The organism is Streptomyces sp. SAS_270, from assembly GCF_052543295.1.
Genome location: NZ_JBMNDS010000037.1, coordinates 59,006 through 81,869, shown reverse-complemented (window position 1 = coordinate 81,869; position 22,864 = coordinate 59,006). Strand labels below are relative to the sequence as shown.

The 22,864-nt window shown below is 69.7% G+C and carries 23 protein-coding genes; 6 read left to right on the top strand and 17 right to left on the bottom strand.

Translation table 11 applies throughout. The features are described from left to right. Positions 1 to 54: 54 nt before the first annotated feature. From folE to dacB, 6 genes are all read right to left on the bottom strand, one after another. The gene (gene folE, locus ACN6LB_RS24005; protein WP_445027718.1) at positions 55 to 660 is read right to left on the bottom strand and encodes a GTP cyclohydrolase I FolE; all 606 of its coding nucleotides are present in this window, start codon (positions 658 to 660) and stop codon (positions 55 to 57) included. A gap of 142 nt (positions 661 to 802) precedes the next feature. Next, positions 803 to 2,830, bottom strand: coding sequence for an ATP-dependent zinc metalloprotease FtsH (gene ftsH / locus ACN6LB_RS24000; protein WP_356146270.1), 2,028 nt, complete (start codon positions 2,828 to 2,830; stop codon positions 803 to 805). A gap of 187 nt (positions 2,831 to 3,017) precedes the next feature. After that, a complete protein-coding gene (hpt, locus tag ACN6LB_RS23995) occupies positions 3,018 to 3,578 on the bottom strand; it encodes a hypoxanthine phosphoribosyltransferase (RefSeq protein ID WP_356146282.1) in 561 nt (186 codons plus the stop codon). A 53-nt stretch (positions 3,579 to 3,631) separates the two neighbouring features. After that, positions 3,632 to 4,690 carry a tRNA lysidine(34) synthetase TilS gene (tilS, locus tag ACN6LB_RS23990; RefSeq protein WP_445027717.1) on the bottom strand — a complete coding sequence of 353 codons (1,059 nt, stop codon included), beginning with the start codon at positions 4,688 to 4,690 and terminating at the stop codon, positions 3,632 to 3,634. Between the two features lie 191 nt (positions 4,691 to 4,881). Continuing rightward, positions 4,882 to 6,003 carry a zinc-dependent metalloprotease gene (locus tag ACN6LB_RS23985; protein ID WP_356146494.1) on the bottom strand — a complete coding sequence of 374 codons (1,122 nt, stop codon included), beginning with the start codon at positions 6,001 to 6,003 and terminating at the stop codon, positions 4,882 to 4,884. Between the two features lie 115 nt (positions 6,004 to 6,118). Next, positions 6,119 to 7,666, bottom strand: coding sequence for a D-alanyl-D-alanine carboxypeptidase/D-alanyl-D-alanine endopeptidase (dacB, locus tag ACN6LB_RS23980; RefSeq protein WP_445027716.1), 1,548 nt, complete (start codon positions 7,664 to 7,666; stop codon positions 6,119 to 6,121). A 79-nt stretch (positions 7,667 to 7,745) separates the two neighbouring features. On the opposite strand from dacB, the gene ACN6LB_RS23975 reads away from it, so the two are divergent. Both ACN6LB_RS23975 and ACN6LB_RS23970 read left to right on the top strand, forming a co-directional pair. After that, a complete protein-coding gene (locus ACN6LB_RS23975) occupies positions 7,746 to 8,237 on the top strand; it encodes an inorganic diphosphatase (protein WP_356146508.1) in 492 nt (163 codons plus the stop codon). A gap of 116 nt (positions 8,238 to 8,353) precedes the next feature. Beyond that, on the top strand, positions 8,354 to 10,012 hold the full coding sequence (locus ACN6LB_RS23970; RefSeq protein ID WP_445027715.1) for a threonine/serine ThrE exporter family protein: 1,659 nt from the start codon (positions 8,354 to 8,356) through the stop codon (positions 10,010 to 10,012). Positions 10,013 to 10,025: 13 nt separating this feature from the next. Here ACN6LB_RS23970 and ACN6LB_RS23965 read toward each other — a convergent pair whose 3' ends face one another. After that, complete coding sequence (locus ACN6LB_RS23965) at positions 10,026 to 11,039, bottom strand: DedA family protein (RefSeq protein WP_445027714.1); 1,014 nt, start codon at positions 11,037 to 11,039, stop codon at positions 10,026 to 10,028. 169 nt (positions 11,040 to 11,208) lie between these two features. After that, entirely contained in the window at positions 11,209 to 11,970 is a 762-nt protein-coding gene (locus tag ACN6LB_RS23960) for a MerR family transcriptional regulator (RefSeq protein ID WP_445027713.1), read from the bottom strand. Between the two features lie 130 nt (positions 11,971 to 12,100). On the opposite strand from ACN6LB_RS23960, the gene ACN6LB_RS23955 reads away from it, so the two are divergent. From ACN6LB_RS23955 to ACN6LB_RS23945, 3 genes are all read left to right on the top strand, one after another. After that, positions 12,101 to 13,381: an ion channel protein gene (locus ACN6LB_RS23955; protein ID WP_445027712.1), complete on the top strand. Its 1,281-nt coding sequence runs from the start codon at positions 12,101 to 12,103 to the stop codon at positions 13,379 to 13,381. A 43-nt stretch (positions 13,382 to 13,424) separates the two neighbouring features. Continuing rightward, positions 13,425 to 14,831, top strand: coding sequence for a glutamate decarboxylase (locus ACN6LB_RS23950; RefSeq protein WP_445027711.1), 1,407 nt, complete (start codon positions 13,425 to 13,427; stop codon positions 14,829 to 14,831). A gap of 128 nt (positions 14,832 to 14,959) precedes the next feature. Next, a complete protein-coding gene (locus ACN6LB_RS23945; protein WP_445027710.1) occupies positions 14,960 to 15,760 on the top strand; it encodes a hypothetical protein in 801 nt (266 codons plus the stop codon). Positions 15,761 to 15,814: 54 nt separating this feature from the next. Here the strand turns inward: ACN6LB_RS23945 and ACN6LB_RS23940 are convergent, their stop codons facing one another. The 4 genes from ACN6LB_RS23940 to ACN6LB_RS23925 all read right to left on the bottom strand — a co-directional run bounded on the left by ACN6LB_RS23940 (position 15,815) and on the right by ACN6LB_RS23925 (position 19,533). Next, positions 15,815 to 16,456: a PadR family transcriptional regulator gene (locus ACN6LB_RS23940; RefSeq protein WP_356146464.1), complete on the bottom strand. Its 642-nt coding sequence runs from the start codon at positions 16,454 to 16,456 to the stop codon at positions 15,815 to 15,817. Between the two features lie 24 nt (positions 16,457 to 16,480). Next, complete coding sequence (locus ACN6LB_RS23935; RefSeq protein WP_445027709.1) at positions 16,481 to 17,017, bottom strand: DinB family protein; 537 nt, start codon at positions 17,015 to 17,017, stop codon at positions 16,481 to 16,483. Positions 17,018 to 17,121: 104 nt separating this feature from the next. Continuing rightward, positions 17,122 to 18,582, bottom strand: a complete 1,461-nt coding sequence (locus tag ACN6LB_RS23930) for an aldehyde dehydrogenase family protein (protein WP_445027708.1) — start codon at positions 18,580 to 18,582, stop codon at positions 17,122 to 17,124. Between the two features lie 126 nt (positions 18,583 to 18,708). Beyond that, positions 18,709 to 19,533 carry a helix-turn-helix domain-containing protein gene (locus ACN6LB_RS23925; protein ID WP_445027727.1) on the bottom strand — a complete coding sequence of 275 codons (825 nt, stop codon included), beginning with the start codon at positions 19,531 to 19,533 and terminating at the stop codon, positions 18,709 to 18,711. Positions 19,534 to 19,889: 356 nt separating this feature from the next. Between ACN6LB_RS23925 and ACN6LB_RS23920 the strand changes: the two genes are divergently transcribed. Further along, on the top strand, positions 19,890 to 20,375 hold the full coding sequence (locus ACN6LB_RS23920; protein WP_356146455.1) for an ATP-binding protein: 486 nt from the start codon (positions 19,890 to 19,892) through the stop codon (positions 20,373 to 20,375). Positions 20,376 to 20,468: 93 nt separating this feature from the next. Here ACN6LB_RS23920 and ACN6LB_RS23915 read toward each other — a convergent pair whose 3' ends face one another. The 5 genes from ACN6LB_RS23915 to rpmG form a co-directional block, all read right to left on the bottom strand. After that, on the bottom strand, positions 20,469 to 20,732 hold the full coding sequence (locus ACN6LB_RS23915; protein WP_356139646.1) for a DUF397 domain-containing protein: 264 nt from the start codon (positions 20,730 to 20,732) through the stop codon (positions 20,469 to 20,471). 287 nt (positions 20,733 to 21,019) lie between these two features. Further along, positions 21,020 to 21,256 carry a 30S ribosomal protein S18 gene (rpsR, locus tag ACN6LB_RS23910; RefSeq protein WP_445027707.1) on the bottom strand — a complete coding sequence of 79 codons (237 nt, stop codon included), beginning with the start codon at positions 21,254 to 21,256 and terminating at the stop codon, positions 21,020 to 21,022. A 3-nt stretch (positions 21,257 to 21,259) separates the two neighbouring features. After that, positions 21,260 to 22,405 (bottom strand): CobW family GTP-binding protein, encoded by a 1,146-nt coding sequence (locus tag ACN6LB_RS23905; RefSeq protein WP_445027706.1) that lies wholly within the window; start codon positions 22,403 to 22,405, stop codon positions 21,260 to 21,262. A 4-nt stretch (positions 22,406 to 22,409) separates the two neighbouring features. Continuing rightward, positions 22,410 to 22,667: a type B 50S ribosomal protein L31 gene (locus ACN6LB_RS23900; RefSeq protein ID WP_445027705.1), complete on the bottom strand. Its 258-nt coding sequence runs from the start codon at positions 22,665 to 22,667 to the stop codon at positions 22,410 to 22,412. 5 nt (positions 22,668 to 22,672) lie between these two features. Continuing rightward, on the bottom strand, positions 22,673 to 22,837 hold the full coding sequence (rpmG, locus tag ACN6LB_RS23895) for a 50S ribosomal protein L33 (protein ID WP_445027704.1): 165 nt from the start codon (positions 22,835 to 22,837) through the stop codon (positions 22,673 to 22,675). Between the last annotated feature and the right edge of the window lie 27 nt (positions 22,838 to 22,864).

Below are 22,864 nucleotides of genomic sequence, written 5' to 3'. Positions count from 1 at the left end.
CCGAGGGCACGCACCGAACACCGCGGGCACCGCACAGGACTTTCAAAACACCCCCTAGCGCGCCATGATCAGACTCATTGCCTCATTACGGGTGGCCGGGTCACGCAGCTGACCGCGTACCGCCGAGGTGATGGTCTTGGCGCCGGGCTTGCGCACACCCCGCATGGACATGCACATGTGCTCGCACTGGACGACGACAATCACGCCGCGGGGCTCCAGTATTTCCATCAGCGAGTCGGCGATCTGAGTCGTCAGCCGCTCCTGCACCTGAGGGCGGCGAGCGAAGACATCCACGAGCCGAGCGAGCTTCGAGAGGCCAGTGATCTTGCCATCGGAGGACGGGATGTACCCAACATGGGCAACACCGACAAATGGCACCAAGTGATGTTCGCAGGAGCTCAGGACTTCGATGTCCTTCACCAGGACCATTTCGTCGTGTCCCAGGTCGAACGTCGTCGTGAGGACGTCCTCGGGCTGTTGCCACAGGCCCGCGAATATCTCCCTGTACGCCCGGGCCACCCGGCCCGGCGTCTCCCGGAGGCCCTCGCGGTCCGGGTCCTCGCCGACCGCGATGAGCAGTTCGCGTACGGCGTTCTCGGCGCGCTTCTCGTCGAACTCGCCGATAGAGCCCTCGCCGTCCAGCGTCACGGGGTCGGTCATCTGGTCCTCGTTCCTGTGCCTCTCGCGTGCATGGATCACGCGTCTCGCTTATGGGCATACGGAAATGCCGCGCCCCCCAGGCTAGAACCTGAGGGGCGCGGCATCCATTCCGGGCCTGGTGAGGCCGTCGGAGAGCGGTGGGTCAGCTCTCCGGGCGGTCCTCCGAGGCCGGCTCCGTCGCCGGGACGGACTCGGTGGCCTGCGCGATGGCCGGCGTCGAACCGTTCGCCCCGTTCGTCAGTGACAGCTCCTTGGGGGAGAGCACCGGCGGGCGGGTGGACGGCGTACGCCGGGAGGAGCCGGTCCACGCGGGGCGGGCCGGGCGCTTGACGATGGGAGCGAAGACCTCGGCGATCTGCTCCTTGCTCAGCGTCTCCTTCTCCAGCAGCTGGAGCACCAGCGCGTCGAGGACGTCACGGTTCTCGACCAGGATTTCCCAGGCCTCGTTGTGTGCGTTCTCGATGAGCTTCTTGACCTCTTCGTCGACGAGCGCGGCGACCTCTTCCGAGTAGTCACGCGGGTGCGACATCTCCCGGCCGAGGAACGGCTCGGTGTTGTCGCCGCCGAACTTGATCGCGCCGAGGCGCTCGGTCATGCCGTACTGCGTGACCATCGCGCGGGCCGTTGCGGTGGCCTTCTCGATGTCGTTCGCAGCGCCTGTCGTCGGGTCGTGGAAGACGAGCTCCTCGGCCGCGCGGCCGCCCAGCATGTACGCCAGCTGGTCCAGCATCTCGTTGCGCGTCGTGGAGTACTTGTCCTCGTCCGGCAGGACCATCGTGTAACCGAGGGCACGGCCGCGAGACAGGATCGTGATCTTGTGGACCGGGTCGGAGTTCGGGGAAGCAGCCGCGACCAGGGCGTGTCCGCCCTCGTGGTACGCGGTGATCTTCTTCTCCTTGTCCGACATGATCCGGGTCCGCTTCTGCGGGCCCGCGACCACACGGTCGATCGCCTCGTCCAGCATGGAGTTGTCGATCAGCTTGCCGTTGCTGCGCGCGGTGAGGAGCGCCGCTTCGTTCAGCACGTTCGACAGGTCCGCGCCGGTGAAGCCCGGCGTACGCCGCGCCACCGCCGACAGGTCGACGTCCGGTGCGACCGGCTTGCCCTTCTGGTGAACCTTGAGGATCTCCAGACGGCCCAGCATGTCCGGGCGGTCGACCGCGATCTGGCGGTCGAAACGGCCGGGGCGCAGCAGGGCCGGGTCGAGGATGTCGGGCCGGTTCGTGGCGGCGATCAGGATGACGCCGCCCTTCACGTCGAAGCCGTCCATCTCGACGAGCAGCTGGTTGAGCGTCTGCTCGCGCTCGTCGTGACCGCCGCCGAGGCCGGCGCCGCGGTGACGGCCGACCGCGTCGATCTCGTCGACGAAGACGATCGCCGGGGCGTTCGCCTTGGCCTGCTCGAAGAGGTCGCGGACGCGGGAGGCACCCACACCGACGAACATCTCGACGAAGTCGGAGCCGGAGATCGAGTAGAAGGGGACGCCGGCCTCACCCGCGACAGCGCGCGCGAGCAGCGTCTTACCGGTTCCGGGCGGCCCGTACAGGAGCACGCCCTTGGGGATCTTCGCCCCGACGGCCTGGAACTTCGCCGGTTCCTGGAGGAACTCCTTGATCTCCTGGAGCTCCTCGACCGCCTCGTCCGAGCCCGCGACGTCCGCGAACGTCGTCTTCGGGGTGTCCTTGGTGATGAGCTTCGCCTTGGACTTCCCGAAGTTCATGACCCGGGAGCCGCCGCCCTGCATCTGGTTCATCAGGAACAGGAAGACAACCACGATGAGGACGAAGGGGAGCAGGGAGAGCAGGATCCCGACGAAGGCGTTCTGCTTCGTCGGCGAGACGGTGTACCCGTCCGGGATCTGCTTGTTCTGGAACTTGTCCTGGAGGGTGCCCGCGAGGGTCACACCCTGGTCGCCGATGTAGCTCGCCTGGATCTTCGAGCTGCCGTCTACCTTCTCGCCATCCTTGAGCTGGACCTTGATGGTCTGCTCGTCGCCGGTGGTGAGCTTGGCCTCTTTGACCTTGTTCTCATTGATCGCCTGGACGACCTGGCCGGTGTCCACTGTCTTGTAGCCGCCGGACGAGCCGACGACCTGCATCAACACGACCACGGCAAGGACGGCCAGCACGATCCACATGACCGGCCCACGGAAGTATCGCTTCACGTCCATCCATACGGAGCGGTGTCGCCCCGTCCCTCCTGCCATAGTGAGTTTGATAAAGACTTATAAAGACTGTTCTTCGGACGGTACCCCAGCATTGTCACCCGAAGCCGCAGGGGACGACTGGCAATCCCGCCCACGCATGCTCCAACGGCGCGAAACCCGCTGGGGTTCCCGGACGTCTTACAGGATCGGGCTAGCCGCCGTAGACGTGAGGCGCGAGCGTACCGACGAACGGGAGGTTGCGGTACTTCTCGGCGTAGTCGAGGCCGTAGCCGATCACGAACTCGTTCGGGATGTCGAAGCCGACCCACTCGACGTCGATCGCGACCTTGGCGGCCTCCGGCTTGCGCAGCAGCGTGCACACCTTGAGCGACTCGGGCTCGCGGGAGCCGAGGTTGGACAGCAGCCAGGACAGTGTGAGCCCCGAGTCGATGATGTCCTCGACGATGAGGACGTGCTTGCCCTTGATGTCGGTGTCGAGGTCCTTGAGGATCCGCACCACACCGGAGGACTGGGTGCCCGCGCCGTACGAGGACACGGCCATCCAGTCCATGGTGACCGGGGTGGACAGCGCGCGCGCCAGGTCCGCCATGACCATCACGGCGCCCTTGAGGACTCCGACGATCAGCAGGTCCTTGCCCGCGTACTCCGCGTCGATCTTCGCGGCGAGCTCGGTGAGCTTCGCGTCGATCTCTTCCTTGGTGATGAGCACCGACTTGAGGTCGGTGCCCATGTCTTTCGCGTCCACCCGCATCACTTTCGGTCGTCCCACCGCGGCTGACCAGACCCTCCCGAGGGGGGCAGGTTTCAGCCTTGCCGAATCACCAGTCTGCCACCCTGGCGCTGAGCGACGACTTTGCCCGGGAGATTGATGGCTCCCTGGCCGCGCCAGCCGGTGATCAGCCGGTCGACTTCCTCGATGTGTCGGGCGAACAGCGAACCGGCCGGGGCGCCCGCCTCGATGGCGGCGCGGCGCAGGATGCGGCGGCGTACGGCGGGCGGCAGGGCGTAGAGCTTGGCGCACTCCAGGAGGCCCGCCGCGTCGCGTACGGAGGCTTCGGCCTGGCTGGCCCAGGCGTCGAGGGCGTCGGCGTCGTCGCGGGAGAGCTGGGCCGTTCGGGCGAGCGCCTCGACGACTCCTTTGCCGAGCGCCTTCTCCAGGGCGGGCAGGCCCTCGTGGCGCAGCCGGGAGCGGGTGTAGGCCGGGTCGGCGTTGTGCGGGTCGTCCCAGACGGGCAGCGACTGGACCATGCAGGCCTTGCGGGCGGTCTGCCGGTCGAGGTGCAGGAAGGGACGCCGGTAGCGGCGGGCGGCGCCGGGTCCGCCGGAGACGGCGGCCATGCCGGACAGGGAGCGGATGCCGGAGCCGCGGGCGAGGCCGAGCAGGACGGTTTCCGCTTGGTCGTCGCGGGTGTGGCCGAGGAGGATCGCGGCGGCGCCGTGGCGTTCGGCGGCGGCGTCCAGGGCGGCGTAGCGGGCGTCGCGGGCGGCGGCTTCGGGTCCGCCGTCGCGGCCGACGGTGACGGCGAGGGACTCGACCGGGGTGAGGCCCAGCTCTACGAGGCGGCCGACGACTTCTTCCCCGCGCTGGTCGGAGCCGGACTGCAGACCGTGGTCCACGGTGATGCCGCCGGCGCGGATGCCGAGTTTGGGGGCTTCGAAGGCGAGGGCGGAGGCGAGCGCCATGGAGTCGGCGCCTCCGGAGCATGCGACGAGCACGAGCGGCGGAGGCGGCGGCTCGTGGGGGGTGGGCGCGGGAACGCGCCCGCTGTCGAGGGCGGGTACGGGGGTGAGTTCGGTCAGGACGTCGTGGAGTACGCGGCGAACCGCCAGGCGTATCGCCGCGACCGCAGGATGGGGACCCATGTCCGGTTCCCTTCATGAAGTTTTCGGGGGTGAACCCGGTGTCGGTCACTCAGAGTGTGTAGATGGTGACAGAACCGGGCCGTTCCCCGAGCATTGCACGCCTACCCAGGCCTCACGGTCCCTCGGACGGGTGATTGGAGGGGCGTTCACCTGCCGTCGGCCGGATTCGTTTCACGACCTTCCCGTAGGGTTCACGACTCGGCCTTGCGGTGCACCCGCGCGACCCAGTCCGCCGGTTTGGCGATCTCCGTCTTGGTCGGGAGTGTGTTCGGCGAAGTCCATACGCGGTTGAACCCGTCCATGCCGACCTGATCGACGACCGCGCGCACGAACCGCTCGCCGTCGCGGTACTGCCGGAGCTTGGCGTCCAGACCGAGCAGCTTGCGCAGGGCCATGTCCAGGCGGGAGGCCCCCTTGGCGCGGCGCTGCTGGAACTTCTCGCGGATCTCCGCCACGGAGGGGACGACGGCCGGGCCGACGCCGTCCATGACGAAGTCCGCATGCCCTTCGAGCAGCGACATCACGGCGGTGAGGCGGCCGAGGATCTCCCGCTGGGCGGGGGTCTGCACGATCTCCACGAGGGAGCGGCCCTCGTCCTCCTCGCCCTCGGGGCGCCCGCCCGCGAGTGACTGGGCGGCCTCCCTGATGCGCTCCAGGACGGTCATGGGGTCGACTTCGGTCTCCCCCAAGAAAGACTGGATTTCGCCCTCCAGGTGGTCGCGCAGCCAGGGCACGGCCGTGAACTGTGTCCGGTGCGTCTCCTCGTGCAGGCAGACCCAGAGGCGGAAGTCGTGGGGCTGTACGTCGAGTTCGCGCTCCACGTGGACGATGTTCGGCGCGACCAGCAGGAGTCGGCCACCGCCGTTCTCCCCCGCGGGGAGTTCGCGGGTCGCCGGGGCGAACGTCTCGTACTGCCCGAGGACCCTGGAGGACAGGAACGACAGCAGCATGCCCAGTTCGACGCCGGTCACCTTGCCGCCGACGGCGCCGAGGACGGCTCCGCCGGGGGTGCTGCCGCGACGTTCCTGCATCTTGTCCAGGAGGGGCTTGAGGATCTCCCGGAACCCGGCGACGTTCGCCCGCACCCAGCCGGGGCGGTCGACCACGAGGACCGGGGTGTCGTGAACACCCTCCGTGCCCAGCCGGGTGAAGCCCCGGACGTGCTCCTCCGAGGCCTTCGCATGCCGGCGCAGTTCCGCGACGATGGTCCTGGCCTCGTCACGACTCACCTCAGGGCCCGGCCTCACGAGCCGGGTCGCGGTCGCCACCGCGAGATTCCAGTCGACCATCTCGGCACCACCGATGCTCGTCATGCGTCAACCGTACGTGAGCGCGTCCGGCTGCGGTTAGGGGTGCGGCTCGGCTCGCCCCCTCGACCTGGGGCCGGCGATGCCGCTGGTGCCCGCGGGGCCGGCCCGGTCGCGGCGGTCACCTGCAGCCGCAGGCCGCCAGGGCCGAAGCCGTGTGGTCCAGGGCCGATTGGGCCGTGAGCCGGTTGGTGGTGTCGGACGCCAGGAAGGCGAAGGCCAGGAGGCGGCCGTCGGTGTCGACGACGGTTCCGGCGAGGGTGTTGACGCCGGTGAGGGTGCCGGTCTTGGCGCGGACGACACCGGTGCCGGAGATGTCGTTGCCGTAGCGGTCGCGCAGGGTGCCGGTGAAGCCGGCGACCGGGAGGCCGGTCAGGATCGGGCGGAGTTCGGGGTGGGCCGGGTCGCCGGCCTCGGCGAGCAGCGCGGTGAGCAGTCCCGCGGTCAGCTTGTCGGCGCGGTCGAGGCCGCTGCCGTCGTGGAAGTCGGCTCCGTTCAAGGGGACTTCGAGCTTCTTCAGCTGGGCGTGGATGGCCGCGGCGCCGCCCTGGAAGCTGGCCCTGCCGCCCGAGGCGAGGGCCGTCTGGCGGGCCAGGGCCTCCGCGATGTCGTTGTCACTGTTCGTCAGCATGCGCTCGACCAGGGCGGACAGCGGCGGGGAGGAGACCGAGGCGAGCGCCTCGGCGTGGTCGCCGGCCTTGGAGAGGCCGGGCGAGGTCGTCTTGATGCCGTGGTCCTTGAGGAGGTCCGCGAACTTCGCGGCGGCGTCCGCGGCGGGGTCGAGGCTGCGGATCGCCGTGCCGCTGGTGGAGTCGTCGGTGCGGGCCTCGTCGGTCATCAGGGCGACGACCGGCGCGAGGTTGGCGTCCCTGCCGATGGGGTGGAGCTCGGAGCCGTCGTACAGCGAGGTGTCGTAGGAGAGCGTCACCTCGTCCAGGTGGCGCTTCTTCAGGGCCGCGGCCGTCCTGTCCGCGAGGGTGCGCAGGCTCGCCCAGCCTTCCGCGTCCCTGCGCGCGGTCAGGGTGGGGTCGCCGCCGCCGACGAGCACGACCTCCTTCGTGCCGGGCTCCAGGACTGCGCGGGTCCTGATGCGGTGGTCGGCGCCGGCCGCGGAGAGCGCGGCGGCGGCGGTGGCGATCTTCGTGGTGGAGGCCGGGGTCAGCGACTGGCCCGCCCCCTTGCCGTACAGCCGCTTGCCCGTCGCCACGTCGACGACGACGGCCGCCCGCTGCCTGCCCAGTGAGGGGTCGGCGAGGAGCGGGTCGAGGACGTCGGCGAGGGCCCGGCCGGCCGGCGCCGGGAGGGAGTTCGCGGCGCCGCCGAGGCCGGTGAGCACGGTTGCGGCGCTGGGCGCGGGCCGCGGCGCCCTGGCGGACGTATCGGACGTACGGCCGTGATCTGTGCCACCCTCGGGGCCCTGCGATGCGGCCCAGTCGCGCTCGGCCGTACGCTGACCGGAGGAGTCCCAGGGACCGGCCGCGGCCACCGCCCCGGCCGCGAGTGCCAGGCCCACGGTGGCGGCAACGGCTGTGAGCTGGGGAGTCGTGAACCTCACGGGACGCGGCCGGACGGCGCGGGCGACCCGTACCACCTGTGGTTTCACGGTCCGCGCGACCCGCACCACATGCGGTCTCGCGGCCCGCCAGGCCTTCAGCTCTGGCACGACCACCAGCCCCTTTCGCGATCACACACCTGCGTGAGGGACACTTAACCACCAGAACTATGTGCTGATCATGGAGGAGCCACCGGTGGAGTTCGACGTCACGATCGAGATTCCGAAGGGTTCGCGGAACAAGTACGAGGTGGACCACGAGACCGGTCGGATCCGTTTGGACCGTCGACTCTTCACCTCGACCAGCTACCCGGCCGACTACGGCTTCGTCGAGAACACCCTCGGCGAGGACGGCGACCCGCTGGACGCGCTGGTCATCCTGGACGAGCCGACCTTCCCGGGCTGCCTCATCCAGTGCCGCACGATCGGCATGTTCCGCATGACGGACGAGGCCGGCGGCGACGACAAGCTGCTGTGCGTCCCGGCGCACGACCCGCGCGTGGAGCACCTGCGCGACATCCACCACGTGTCGGAGTTCGACCGTCTGGAGATCCAGCACTTCTTCGAGGTCTACAAGGACCTGGAGCCCGGCAAGTCCGTCGAGGGCGCCAACTGGGTGGGCCGTACGGACGCCGAGATCGAGATCGAGCGGTCCTACAAGCGTTTCAAGGAGTCCGGCGGTCACTGAACCCCGTGACCCAGTGAGCAGCGGGCCGTGCGGTCCTCCCCCGGGGGGCCGCGCGGCCCGTTCGCGTATACGTGCGCATACTGGGCGTACTGGAGGTGCGAGTCGGGAGCGGTGGGGTGACAGAGCCGGACGCGGAAGACCGTAAGCCGCAGTCGGACGAGGCGAGGAGTGCGTTCAGCCAGCCGGCGGGGGTGGTGCCGCCGGTTGCCGCTGTCGTCGACGACGAGTCGTCGACGACGTCCGAGTTCGCGCTGCCGAAGGGGCTGGACGTCCCCCAGCCGCCCGCCGCCGACTCCGAGGGCTCGGCCTTCAGCACCCCGCGCACCTACAGCGCCAAGCACGCGCCGCCCGCCTTCACGCCGGCCGCCGGCATCCCGGTGGTCAGCCTGACCAAGGACGCGCCCTGGCAGGACCGGATGCGCACGATGCTGCGCATGCCGGTGGCCGAGCGGCCCGCGCCGGAGGCGGTGCACAAGGAGGACGAGGCGGGGCCCGCCGTCCCGCGCGTGCTCGACCTGACGCTGCGTATCGGCGAGCTGCTGCTCGCGGGCGGTGAGGGCGCCGAGGACGTGGAGGCGGCGATGTTCGCCGTGTGCCGCTCCTACGGCCTCGACCGCTGCGAGCCGAACGTCACCTTCACCCTGCTGTCGATCTCGCACCAGCCGTCGCTGGTCGAGGACCCGGTGACGGCGTCGCGGACGGTACGGCGGCGGGTCACCGACTACACGCGGCTCGCGGCCGTGTTCCGGCTCGTGGACGATCTGAGCGACCCGGACACCGCGATCTCCCTGGAGGAGGCCTACCGGCGCCTCGCGGAGATGCGCCGCAACCGGCACCCCTACCCCGGCTGGGTGCTGACCGCCTCCAGCGGGCTGCTCGCGGGTGCGGCCTCGATCCTGGTCGGCGGTGACGCGGTCGTCTTCGTCGCCGCCGCGCTCGGCGCGATGCTCGGCGACCGGCTCGCGTGGCTGTGCGCGGGGCGCGGGCTGCCGGAGTTCTACCAGTTCACCGCGGCCGCCATGCCGCCCGCCGCGATCGGGGTCGCGCTCACGCTGGCGGACGTCGATGTGAAGGCGTCCGCGGTGATCACCGGTGGGCTGTTCGCGCTGCTGCCGGGGCGGGCGCTCGTCGCGGGCGTGCAGGACGGTCTCACCGGCTTCTACATCACCGCCTCCGCCCGCCTGCTGGAGGTCATGTACTTCTTCGTGGGCATCGTCGTGGGCGTGCTGCTGGTGCTCTACTTCGGCGTGAAACTGGGCGCCGAGCTCAACCCCGACGCAACGCTCGGCATCTCCGAGCGGCCGCTGCTGCAGATCGCCGCGTCCATGCTGCTGTCGCTCACCTTCGCGGTGCTGCTCCAGCAGGAACGGTCCACCGTGCTGGCGGTGACGCTCAACGGGGGCGTCGCCTGGAGCGTGTACGGGGCGATGCACTACGCGGGCGACATCTCACCGGTGGCCTCCACGGCGGTGGCGGCGGGGCTGGTCGGGCTGTTCGGGCAGTTGCTGTCCCGCTACCGGTTCGCGTCCGCGCTGCCGTACACAACCGCCGCGATCGGGCCCCTGCTGCCCGGCTCCTCGACGTACTTCGGGCTGCTGTCCATCGCCAAGAACGAGGTCGACGCGGGGCTGGTGTCCCTCACCAAGGCCGCCGCCCTCGCGATGGCCATCGCGATCGGCGTGAACCTGGGGTCGGAGATCTCCCGTCTGTTCCTGCGGGTGCCGGGCGGCTCCGCCGGGGCACGCCGGGCCGCCAAGCGGACCCGGGGGTTCTGAGCCGCCCCGCCCCTCAGGGGGCGCGGTAGCCCTGCCCCTGGCCCTGGTCGTACGGGTACTGCGGGTCGTACGGCTGCTGCGGGTACTGCTGCGGGTAGGGCTGCTGCGGCGCGTACGGCTGCTGGGGCTGCGGCTCGGCGTAGTACTGGTCGTAGCCCTGGTCCGAGCCGTAGGGCTGCTGGTGGCCCTGCTGCGGGTCGTACGGCTGCTGCGGGTTCTGCGTGTAGTTCTGGTCGCCGTACGGCTGCTGTTGCTGCTGTTGCTGCTGTTGCTGCTGGTGGTGGTTGTGCTGGGTCGGCGGTACGGCGCGCAGCTGGGTCGTCGCGTCGTCCATGACCGGCGGCTGCTGGTACTGCTGCTGCGGGGCCGAGGACTGCTGCGGCGCCGCGGGCTGCTGCGGGTTCTTCTTGGACTTGGAGCGCGCCCGCAGGAACTCGATGGCGATCGGCACCACCGAGACGAGGACGATCAGGATGAGGATCGCCTCGATGTTCTTGTGCACGAAGTCGATGTTGCCGAGCCAGGAGCCGAGCAGGGTGACGCCCGCGCCCCACAGGACGCCACCGATGACGTTGAAGGTGAGGAACGAGCGGTACTTCATGCCGCTGACGCCGGCGATGATCGGCGTGAACGTGCGCACGATCGGCACGAAGCGGGCCAGGACCAGGGACTTGGGCCCGTACTTCTCGAAGAACTCGTGGGCCTTGACCACGTTCTCCTGCTTGAAGAGGCGGGAGTTCGGGCGGGTGAAGAGCGAGGGGCCGACCTTCTTGCCGAACATGTAACCCGCCTGGTCACCGAGGATCGCGGCGAGGCAGATCAGCGCGATGGCCGCCCAGAGCGGGAAGTCCAGCTTGTGCGACGTGATCAGCAGACCGCAGGTGAACAGCAGCGAGTCGCCCGGCAGGAAGAAGCCGATGAGCAGGCCGGACTCGGCGAAGACGATGAGCAGCAGGCCCCAGATGCCGAAGTTGTCCAGGAGCGTGTTCGGATCCAGCCAGCTTGGACCAAGGGCAAGCGTCGTCACGGTCGGGGGCTCCTGAGGGGTGGAGGAAGGACGGGGTCCTGGTACGGCCGCCCAAAGCTATCAACGCTGTGGGTCCGCACCAGGTTCCACCGATGCCTCCAGGATGCCCTGTGTAATCACTGGGACAAAGCTGTGAGCCCTCCGGCCACCGCCCGGCCCGGCTCGGGGCCTACGCGCCGTGGCGTGCGGCGTTCGCCTCGATCGCGTCCCTCAGGTGCTCGGCGAGGCCCGGGCGCATGGAGTCGTAGAACTCCTTGAACCGCTCGTCGGACACGTACATCCCGCCGAGGCCCTGGTGGACGTCGTAGGGGCAGTCGTAGAACCAGGTGGTGATGTGCCGGCGGTGTTCCTCGGCCATGTCCATGGCCGCTTCGCCGGTCGGCGGCTCGCCCGCGGCCATGAGCGCGTCGTAACGCTCGCCCCAGGAGGCCACCTCGGCCTGCATCCGCTTCCAGTCGTCCTTGGTGTAGGCGGCCGCGCGGCGCTGCGACTCGGCGTACGCCTCGGTACCGCCCCAGCGCTGTTCCGCCTCGTCGGCGTACTGCTCCGGATCCTTGTCCCCGAAGACCTCGAACTTCTCCTCGGGCGTGAGGTTGATGCCCATTCTGCGTGCCTCCATGGCGTTCTCCACGGCCGCGGCCATCTTCTGCAGTCTCTCGATCCGGGCGGTCAGCAGTTCGTGCTGCCGGCGCAGGTGTGCGCGCGGGTCCGCGGCCGGATCGTCCAGCAGGGCGGCGACCTCGTCGAGCGGGAAGCCGAGCTCCCGGTAGAACAGGATCTGCTGCAGCCGGTCGAGGTCGGCGTCGTCGTAGCGCCGATGGCCCGCGTGGCTGCGCCCGCCCGGGGCGAGCAGGCCGATCTCGTCGTAGTGGTGCAGCGTGCGCACCGTGATTCCGGCGAAACCGGCGACCTGGCCGACTGAGTAGCTCACTTCCGTTCCCTCCCGCTTCTCGGTACGCGCTTCAGACTGGGTCCTCACGTCGCGTGAGGTGCAAGTCCCTTTGTCGGCCGGGTGGCATCTCCGGGATGTCGTGTCCGTTTCGCCCGTTTATGGTGAGCGCGTGGCCCAGGACACGACACGGCAGGAATCGACCCCGAAGGCCCCCGCGCGCGCCCTGCTCCCCCTGATCCTCCCCGCGCTCGCCGTCGGCGTGGGCGCGAGCCTCCTCTTCCTGGCGGTGAGCGCGCTCGCGGAGCGGCTCCAGGACGTGCTGTGGCAGGACCTGCCCGACGCGCTGGGGATCGGCCGGTACTCGGTGCTCTGGATGCTCGTCATGCTCATCGCGACGGGCGTGCTGGTCGGGCTCGTGGTGTGGAAGGCGCCGGGGCACGCGGGGCCCGATCCGGCCACCACCGGGCTGGAGGCTCCCGCACTTCCCCTCGGGGTGCTGCCGGGGCTGCTCCTCGCGACCGCGCTGATGCTGGCGGGCGGGCCGAGCCTCGGCCCGGAGAACCCGATCATCGCGGTCAACATCGGGCTGACGTTCTGGCTGGGCCGCAGGCTGCTGCCGCGGCTGCCGGGCGGGCTGTGGGTGATGCTGGCCGAGGCGGCGACGATCGGCGCCCTCTTCGGTACGCCGGTGGCGGCGGCCCTGATCATCTCCGAGGCGCTCGCAGGGCGGAAGGTCCAGGGGTTGCTGTGGGACCACGTCTTCGCGCCGCTCGGCGCCGCCGCGGCCGGGGCGGTGACCACCACCCTGGTGGCCCATCCCACCTTCGACCTCGATCTGCCGCCCATCGGGCACCCCGGCTGGGCCGATCTGCTGGCGGCGCCGGTGGTCGCGTCGGTCGCGGCCGTGCTCGGCATGGTCGCCGTGTACGCCTTCCCCTACGTCCACGCCGGCTTCTCGCGCCTGCGCCACCCCATGGTGGCGCTTCCGGTCGGCGGACTCGTACTGGGCCTTCTGGGGGCCCTGGGCGGCCATCTGACGCTCTTCAAGGGGCTGGACGAGGTCGCGGAGCTGGCGCACGATCCGGAGGGCTGGTCGGCCGGGGAGTTCGCCACGATGACGGTGGTGAAGCTGACCGCGCTGCTCGTGGCCGCGTCGTGCGGGTTCCGCGGTGGGCGGATCTTCCCCGGGGTCTTCATCGGGGCGGCCCTCGGGCTGTGCGCGCACGCGCTCGTGTCGGGCGTGCAGCCCGCGGTCGGTGTCGCCTCGGGTGTCCTGGGCATGCTCCTGGCCATCACCCGGCAGGGCTGGGTGAGCCTGTTCACGGCCGCCGTGCTGGTGGCCTCGCCCGCGATCCTCGCCCTGCTCTGCATCGCCTCGCTGCCGGCCTGGCTGCTGGTGACCGGCCGACCGCAGATGCAACTGCGCGAGGACGGAACCCCGATCCGCTGAACCTCTCCGTGACCGCCCACGACCGCCTTGAGGAGAACCGCCCGTGCCGCTCCACAAAGGACCCGAGAAGCCCGACGAGCGCCCGCTGTCCGTCAACCCCTTCTTCGGGGAGGCGAATCCGGTCGGCGGGATGACCGAGGCCCCGGCCAAGCACCGGCTCCCGAAGGACCCGCTGCCGCCCGCGACGGCGTACCAACTGGTCCACGACGAGCTGATGCTGGACGGCAACTCCCGGCTGAACCTGGCCACGTTCGTCACGACCTGGATGGAGCCGCAGGCCGCGCAGCTGATGGCGGAGTGCCGGGACAAGAACATGATCGACAAGGACGAGTACCCGCGCACCGCCGAGCTGGAGAAGCGGTGCGTGGCGATGCTCGCCGACCTGTGGAACGCGCCCGATCCCTCGGCCGCCGTGGGCTGTTCGACCACCGGGTCGAGCGAGGCGTGCATGCTCGCGGGGATGGCGCTCAAGCGGCGCTGGGCGCAGCGCAACGCGGACCGGTACCCCGGCGCGCGGCCCAACCTCGTGATGGGCGTCAACGTCCAGGTGTGCTGGGAGAAGTTCTGCAACTTCTGGGAGGTCGAGGCACGCCAGGTGCCCATGGAGGGCGACCGGTTCCACCTCGACCCGCAGGCCGCCGCCGAGCTGTGCGACGAGAACACCATCGGGGTCGTGGGCATCCTCGGGTCCACCTTCGACGGGTCCTACGAGCCGATCGCCGAGCTGTGCGCGGCACTCGACGCGCTCCAGGAGCGGACCGGGCTCGACGTCCCGGTGCACGTGGACGGCGCGTCCGGGGCGATGGTCGCGCCCTTCCTCGACGAGGACCTGGTCTGGGACTTCCGGCTGCCGCGGGTGGCGTCGATCAACGCCTCGGGGCACAAGTACGGGCTCGTGTACCCGGGGGTGGGCTGGGCGCTGTGGCGCGACAAGGAGTCGCTTCCCGAGGAACTCGTGTTCCGCGTCAACTACCTGGGCGGCGACATGCCGACCTTCGCGCTCAACTTCTCCCGGCCCGGCGCCCAGGTCGTCGCCCAGTACTACACGTTCCTGCGGCTGGGCCGCGAGGGCTACCGGGCGGTGCAGCAGACGACCCGGGACGTGGCGCGGGGGCTCGCCGACCGGGTCGAGGCGCTCGGTGACTTCCGACTCCTCACGCGCGGCGACGAGTTGCCGGTGTTCGCCTTCACGACCGCGCCCGACGTCACCGCGTACGACGTCTTCGACGTGTCCCGGCGGCTGCGCGAACGCGGCTGGCTGGTGCCCGCGTACACCTTCCCGGAGAACCGCCAGGACCTGTCGGTGCTGCGGGTGGTGTGCCGCAACGGGTTCTCCTCCGACCTCGCCGAGCTGTTCATGGAGGACCTCGGCCGCCTGCTGCCCGAACTGCGCCGGCAGCCGCATCCGTTCACGCACGACAAGGGTGCGGCGACCGGGTTCCATCACTGAGGGCGGGCTTCTCACGAGGGGTCCCCGTGTCTTCTCGTGGCTCGAAAGCGTCTGTACGATGCGTGCGCCCTTGGGCCCTTGTCGGGAGATGTCCCGCGAGGGCCCTTCTTCTCACCGTGGGGATGCATATGCGCATACGCGCTTCGGTCGCCGCTCTGTCCGGCGCCCTGGTTCTCTCTTCGGCTCTGGTGTCTCCCGCCGCCGCGCAGGCGCACGCGGGGCCGATGACCAGTGACGACACGACGATCACGAAGGTCGTCGTCAACGGCGGCAAGGACCTCGTCCTCGGCACCACCGCCAAGAAGTCGTTCACCGCCACGGTGACCGCGGCCGATCCGGACGGCGTCACCGCCGGCTGGATCGCCCTGTGGCACGGCACCTCCTTCGACGATCAGGGAAGGGACGCCGTGCTGATGCCCGAGGAGGAGGGAACGGGCTCCTGCGTGGCAGACACCCCCCAGACCTCGACGTGCACGGTCCACTTCACCGTGGACCCGAAGACCGACCTGACCAAGAACGCCTATGCGGGCACCTGGCACGCGTACGCCATCGCGTACGGCCGCCCGAGCGGTTCCACCAACGACGGATACGCCGGCAGCGTGCGGATCAAGCGCAACACCACGCTGACCGCGAACGCCTCGCCCGAGCCGGTGACCCACGGCCGGACCGTCACGGTCAAGGGCACGCTCACCCGCGCCGACTGGGAGAGCGGCACGTACGCGGGCCGGAGCAACGTGTCGGTGAAGCTCCAGTTCCGCAAGGTGGACAGCAGCACCTACACCACCCTCAAGACCGTCACCAGCGGCTCCGGCGGAGCGGTGACGGCGACCACCACCGCGACGACCGACGGGTACTACCGCTTCTCGTACGCGGGCACCACGGCCACCGACGCCGCGACATCGGCCGGCGACTTCGTCAACGTCCAGTAGGGACCCGGAACCCGCTTCCCGGGCCCAGGGAAGCGGGGGCTTCCGCCGTCGAGGTCAGTCGCGGTCCCCCGGATGCGGCGTCCCCGTCGCGTACGGGTTCTTCTCGCCCTCCGCGAGGACGCCCACGAACGGCTCGCCCTCACCGGCGAAGGTGTAGGCGCCGGCCTCGATGCGCTGGATGAGGCCCTGGGTCCACTCGGCGTCCGCATCGGCCGTGTGCAGCCAGAGGTTCATGATCTCGCCGATGTGGCCGAGCTGTTCGGGGCCTTCCTCGGGGATGTAGTGCTCGGTGACGGAGGTCCGCCACTGCTCGATCCGCCGGATCCGCTCCTTCAGGAGCGCCAGGGCCTCCTCGCGCGGCAGGTCGACGACGGCCCCGATGGCCGCCGTCTTCACGTCCATCTTCTGGTCGTAGGAGGTCAACGCCTCGCGCAGCAGAGCGAAGTACTCCTCGTTGCCGGCGTCCGTGATCTCGTACTCGGTGCGCGGTGGCCCGCCCGCCGTGGACGGCGCGATCTCGTGGGCGTGCAGCAGACCCTGCTTGGCCATCTGCTTGAGCGCGTGGTAGATCGAGCCGGGCTTGGCGTTGGACCACTCGTGCGCACCCCAGTACTCCAGGTCGCCCCGCACCTGGTAGCCGTGGGCCCGCCCGTGCTGGCGGACGGCGCCGAGCACGAGGAGACGGATCGCTGACATGCGGGCCACATTAGGCCCCCGGCGTCAACCCTTCTGTGCGCGGGCCACAAGCTCGAAGGCGGTCGCGCCGTCCAGGGACTCCCGGATGATGTCGGCGTGACCGGCGTGCCGGGCGATCTCCTCGACGAGGTGCAGCATCAGCCAGCGCATCGACACATCGCCCTTGGGGAACCAGGGCGCCTCGGGCAGCGGGAAGGTGTCGTCCATCGAGTCCACGGACCGGATGAACTCCTCGGTCTCACTCGTCACGCCGTCCCAGAACGCGAGGACCCCGGCCAGGGTCTCGTCGCCCTCCACCCGGAAGCCGTCTCCCCAGGTCTCCTGGGTGCGCGCCCGCTCGTTGGGCTTCTGCTGGGCCAGCCGCAGCCAGTTGAGCTCGCACTCGGCGACGTGCTTGACGAGCCCGAACAGGGACAGCTCGCTGGCGCTCGGCGTTTGTGTCGCCTGCTCGTCGCTCAGGCCGAGAACCGCGCGCCGCAGCCCGCCGCGCTGGGCCTCGACAAAGGCCAGCAGTGCGCCGCGCTCGTCTCCGTGCGCCTCTGCGGGAACGTGAGTGACCATGACCGGCCGCCTTCCATCGTGTCGCCTTCTTGCCTGACACCGATGAAGCTACGGGCCCTTTAGGTCAGGTTCTGTCCTCAAGGGCCCGGCGCGTCAGGAATGGCTCAGAACGGGAAGCGGCTGCGCCCGTGCTGGACCGAGATCCACTTCTGGGTGGTGAAGGACTCCACCGTCGCGTCGCCGTTGAGGCGGCCGACTCCGGAGGACTTCTCGCCGCCGAAGGCGACCTGCGGCTCGTCGTGGACGGTTCCGTCGTTGACGTGGAACATGCCGGTGTCGATCTGCTTGGCGAAGTTCACGCCGCGCTCGACGTCCGCCGTGTGGACGGCGCCGCTGAGGCCGTACGGGGTGTCGTTGACGATGCGGACGGCCTCCTCCTCGCCGTCGAAGGGGACGAGCAGGGCGACGGGGCCGAAGACCTCCTGGCGGAGGATGGCGGCGTCGGCGGGCAGGTCCGTCAGGACGCTCGGCTCGACCAGCGTGTCCCTCGTGGTGCCGTGCACGAGCGCGGTGGCGCCCTCGGCGATCGCCTGGTCGACGGCGCTGGTGATCGCGTCCGCCTGGGAGGAGTTGATGACCGGGCCGATGACCGTCTCGGGGTCGTTGGGGTCGCCCGTCTTGAGCGAACCGACCTTGGCGACGAACTTCCGGGTGAACTCCTCGGCGATGCTGCGGTCGACCAGGACGCGGTTCGCGGCCATGCAGACCTGGCCCTGGTGGACGAACCGGCTGAAGACGGCCGCGTCCACGGCGTAGTCGATGTCCGCGTCGTCGAGCACCACGAGCGCGCTGTTGCCGCCGAGTTCGAGGACGGAGCGCTTGAAGTGCGAGGCGCAGACGGTGCCCACGTGCCGGCCGACCTTGTCGGAGCCGGTGAAGGAGATGACCTTCGCGAGCGGGTGCTCCAGGAAGGCGTCGCCGATCTCCGCGATGTCGGTGATCACGACGTTCAGCAGGCCGCCCGGCAGACCCGCCTCCTCGAAGATCTTCGCGACCAGGGAGCCGCCGACGATCGGCGTGTTCTGGTGCGGCTTGAGGACCACGCCGTTGCCCAGCGCCAGCGCCGGGGCGACGGACTTCATGGAGAGCAGGAAGGGGAAGTTGAAGGGGCTGATCACGCCGACGACGCCGACCGGGACGCGGTAGAGGCGGTTCTCCTTGCCTTCGACCGGCGAGGGGATGATCCTTCCCTCGGGGCGCAGCACCAGGTTGATCGACTCGCGCAGGAACTCCTTGGCGAGGTGCAGTTCGAAGCCGGCCTTGAGGTGCGTGCCGCCGAGCTCGGCGATGATGGCCTCGGCGATCTCCTGCTCGCGGTCCTCGATGATCCGCAGGGCCTTCTCGAAGACCGCCCTGCGCGCGTACGCGTTGGTCGCCGCCCATTCCTTCTGGGCACGCGAGGCAGCGCGGTACGCCTGATCGACCTCGTCCACCGTGGCTATGGTGATCGATGCGAGCTTCTCGCCGTCGTACGGGTTGAAGTCGATGATGTCCCAGGAACCGGTGCCCGGACGCCACTCGCCGTCGATGTACTGCTGGGCCAGGTCCGTGAAGTAGGGCGACATGAGCTCCTCGATCCCTCAATCCCTGTGCTGCCGAAGCAGACATCCGCGATCACACCCTGATCACGCGTCATCGTACTTGTGTTTCAAGGGAGTTGGGGAACAGTACGGGACACCCGGTGAAGACTCTCAGGAGAGCTGGAGAAGCCCCCTGAGCAGGTCGCGGCTCTCGTCCGGGCCGGGGCTGTCCTGCTGGAGCTGCTTGAGCGCCGACTCGTACTGCGCGACGTCCTCACGCTTGTCCAGATAGAGCGCGCTGCTGAGCTGCTCCAGATAGACGACGTCGGAGAGGTCGGACTCCGGGAAGCTCAGGATCGTGAAGGAGCCGCTCTCGCCCGAGTGCCCGCCGAAGCTGAACGGCATGACCTGCAGGCGTACGTTCGGACGCTCCGACACCTCGATCAGATGCTGGAGTTGGCCGCGCATCACCTCGCGGTCGCCGTACGGGCGGCGCAGCGCGGCCTCGTCGAGGACGATGTGGAACTCGGGGGCGTGCTCGGAGACGAGGTACTTCTGGCGCTCCAGGCGCAGCGCGACCCGGCGCTCGATGTCCGCGGTGCTCGCGCCCCTCATGCCGCGCTGGACGACCGCGTGGGCGTACGCCTCGGTCTGCAACAGGCCGTGCACGAACTGCACTTCGTAGCAGCGGATGAGGTGGGCGGCGCCTTCGAGGCCGACATAGGTCGGGAACCAGCTGGGCAGGACGTCGGAGTAACTGTGCCACCAGCCCGCGACGTTGGCTTCCTTCGCGAGGGACACGAGCGAGGTGCGCTCCGCCTCGTCCGTGATGCCGTACAGCGTCAACAGGTCCTCGACGTCACGCGTCTTGAAGCTCACCCGTCCCAACTCCATGCGGCTGATCTTCGATTCGGAGGCACGGATCGAGTAGCCGGCCGCTTCGCGGGTGATGCCATGTGCCTCACGCAGTCGCCTGAGGTGCGATCCCAGCAGCATCCGTCGCACCACCGAGCCGCTCGATTCCCCAGCGCTCACGTTCGTCAGCCTCCCCAGCCGTCCTCGGACGCCGAAGTCTGCCACTAAAACACTTCGAGCTGTACTCGTCCGGTTACAGAAACGGAAAGTAGTTGAAGGAGTGGCACAGGAACAGATCAGGAGAAGGAAAGAAAGAGGGGAGAAGACGGCAGAAGAAATGCCCAAGAAGCGGTACTCGAAGGTCCAATTCGGGCGCGTGCACGTGCATCTGCCCTTGCATCTGCTGTACGCATTCGGAACCATGGTCTCGCGCCACCGCTGCATCGCAACGACCGCGAACCCCGGGAGTGCCTCGCATGGGGACGAATGGATCGACCATGCTCGAGCCGTTACGGCAGGGGCTTCCGCCGCTCGACCCCGCGGCCGTGTCCAACGCTGCCTCCTGCGCTCTGCCGCCCCGCTACGAAGCGGTGCGCGACGCGCGGCAGTTCACACGAAGAACGCTCGACCAGTGGGACATAGGCGAGCGCTTCGACGACGTCTGCCTGGTGGTCTCCGAACTCGTCACCAACGCGCTGCGCCACGCCCTGCCCTCGGACACACCACGTCCGGACGACCAGGGTCCGCCCGTGCGGCTGCACTTGATGCGGTGGACCTCGCGTCTGGTGTGCGCGGTGCGCGACCCCAGCCACGACAGTCCCGTCGCGGGCGACTCGGAGGACTTCTCGGCGGAGTCGGGCCGCGGCCTCTTCCTGGTCGACTCGTTCGCCGACAGCTGGGGCTGGCACCCGCTCGCGGGGACGCTCAGCGGCAAGGTCGTGTGGGCGCTCTTCCGGCTGCCCCAGCCGGCCTCCGCCGAATGAAGAACCGCGGCGCCTTCCGGCGCCCCGGTTCTACGCGCGTTACCCACTGTCGAGAAGCACGGACGCTCGGTCACCCGCCCCGGGCGCCCATGGTCAGCCCGCTATCAGGTGGTCGAACTCGCCGTCCTTGATGCCCAGGAGCATCGCCTCGATCTCGGCGCGCGTGTAGACCAGCGCGGGCCCCTCGGGGAACCGTGAATTCCGCACGGCCACCTCGCCGCCCGGCAGCCTGGCGAACTCCACGCAGGAACCCTGCGAGTTGCTGTGCCGGCTCTTCTGCCAGGCCGCCATCCCGTCCAGCTCTGTCGCAGCCATGCCGTTGTACACGTCATCCACGTCGTACACGTCGTGGTCCACAGGTCGCTCCCCGGTGGTGCAGTGGCTGAGGTGGCCATTGATGCATTGGTCAACTGCCCCGGATCATAGCTCTGTTCATGTGCGGATGCATGGGCGGATGCGCGTGCAGATGCACGTGCACGCGGGGTGTTCCTGCGGTTACAGCTTTTACCCGCCTTTTGACTACCGACGGTTGACCGAACGACTACAGCTCGTTCCGCGCCCGCTCCAGAGCCTGAATTCCCTCGTCTACTAGGAACAGACGCATGGAGCGGCCTTCGTGTTCCAACGTCCGCGTGATCGTCTGCTCAGCGACTCCCGTACGGCAGCAGCGCCATCTCGCTCGCGTTCTTGATCGCACGTGTCAGCATCCGCTGCTGCTGGGCGGTCACCCGGGTGACCCGGCGGCTGCGGATCTTCCCGCGGTCCGAGATGAACTTCCGCAGCAGGTCGGTGTCCTTGTAGTCGATGTAGGTGACCTTGTCGCGGCCCAGGGGGTTGGGACGGGACTTGGACGCGGTCCTGCGCTCGGGCTTGCGGGCCATGGGTCAGACCTCCAGGACGGTGTCGAAGGCGGGCGGGAGCCGCTTCCAGGCGGCGCGCCCGGCGGCGTACTCGGTGTCGGTCAGCAGGCAGGACTCCAGGAGCAGTTCGAGCCCCTCGCGGTCGAGCCCCGGGGAGGTGAACACAAGGTGCTGGCAGCAGTCGCCGTGCTCCGGGTGCCAGTCGAGCGCGGCGGCCGCGCGGCGGACCGGCGGGACCATGTCCCAGGCCGCGTCCGGCAGCGAGGCGAGCCACGGCCCCGCGTTCTCCACGCACAGCGCACCGCCCGCGGCGTCCCAGTGCAGCAGCGTGTCGGGCCGGTCGGCGAGCCAGAAGCGCCCCCGGCTGCGGGCGGCCGCGCAGGTCAGGTCCTCCAGCGCCGCGTACAGCCGCTCCGGATGGAAGGGACGGCACCGATGCCATACGAGGGTGGCGACGCCGTGCGCGTCGGCGTCGGCCGGGAGCAGGGCGCACGCCGGGTGCTGGGCGGCGGCCGCGGCCTCGACGTCGAACCCGGCGAACGCGGCGGCGGCCAGCGGGGAGCGCGTCGAGCCGCCGTACTGGACGGGCACTTGGCGGGCCGTCGGGTGCAGTTGGGCGAGCAGGGCGCGGTCCTCGTCGTCGGCCTCCGCCGAGTCGGCCACGGCGAGGACGGGGGCGTACTCCAGCTGGCGCGCGAAGGTGTCGGCGACCGTGCGCTGGTCGGTGGCGGCCGCGGCGAGGCCGCCGTCGGCGAGGTCGTCGCCGTTGCCGAGGTAGGGCAGCAGCAGGGCCGGGTCGACGGCGGTGATCACGCCGGTCAGCCGCAGTCCGCTCGACGCGACGACCTCGGCCATCGCCTTGGGCTCGACCGAGTCCCACAGCTCGACGACCGCGAGCCGGGTGAGCCCGGCGTCGGCCAGCCGCTCCAGCTCCGGCACCAGGTCCTCGCGCAGGGCGCAGCACGCGCAGTCGTTGACGAGCGGGGCCTCGCCGACGGAGAGGATTCCGGTGGCGTCGCGGACCGTCCGCACGACCGTGCCGGCCGCGGCGGTGGCGAGGTCGTGGTGGAGGGCGACGCTGCCCGGCACCTCGGCGAGGAGCCGTTCGACGGTGGCCCGCCGCGCGTCCGTGTGCAGACCGCCGACGATCGCCACGCAGAGGGCGCTCATCCCGTCAGCTCCGCTTCCCGAACCGGCGCTCGAAGCGCTCGACGCGCCCGGCGGCGTCCAGTACGCGTGCGGTGCCGGTGTAGAAGGGGTGGCTCACGTTCGAGATCTCGACGTCCACCACCGGGTAGACGTTGCCGTCCTCCCACTCGACGGTCCTGCCCCCGGACAACGCGGCGAGCGTGGAGCGAGTGAGGAAGGCGTGGTGCGCGGCGCGGTCCCGGAAGACGACGGGCCCGTACGGCGGGTGGATTCCTTCGCGCATGTCGGTCAGCGCTCCTCTCGGAAGTCGACGTGCCGGCCCGCGACCGGGTCGTACTTGCGCAGGACCATCCGGTCCGGGTCGTTGCGCCGGTTCTTGCGGGTGACGTAGGTGAAGCCGGTCCCGGCCGTGGACCGGAGCCTGATGACGGGACGGAGTTCGTTGCGTGCCATGCTGGTACCTTACTGAAAATGAATCCC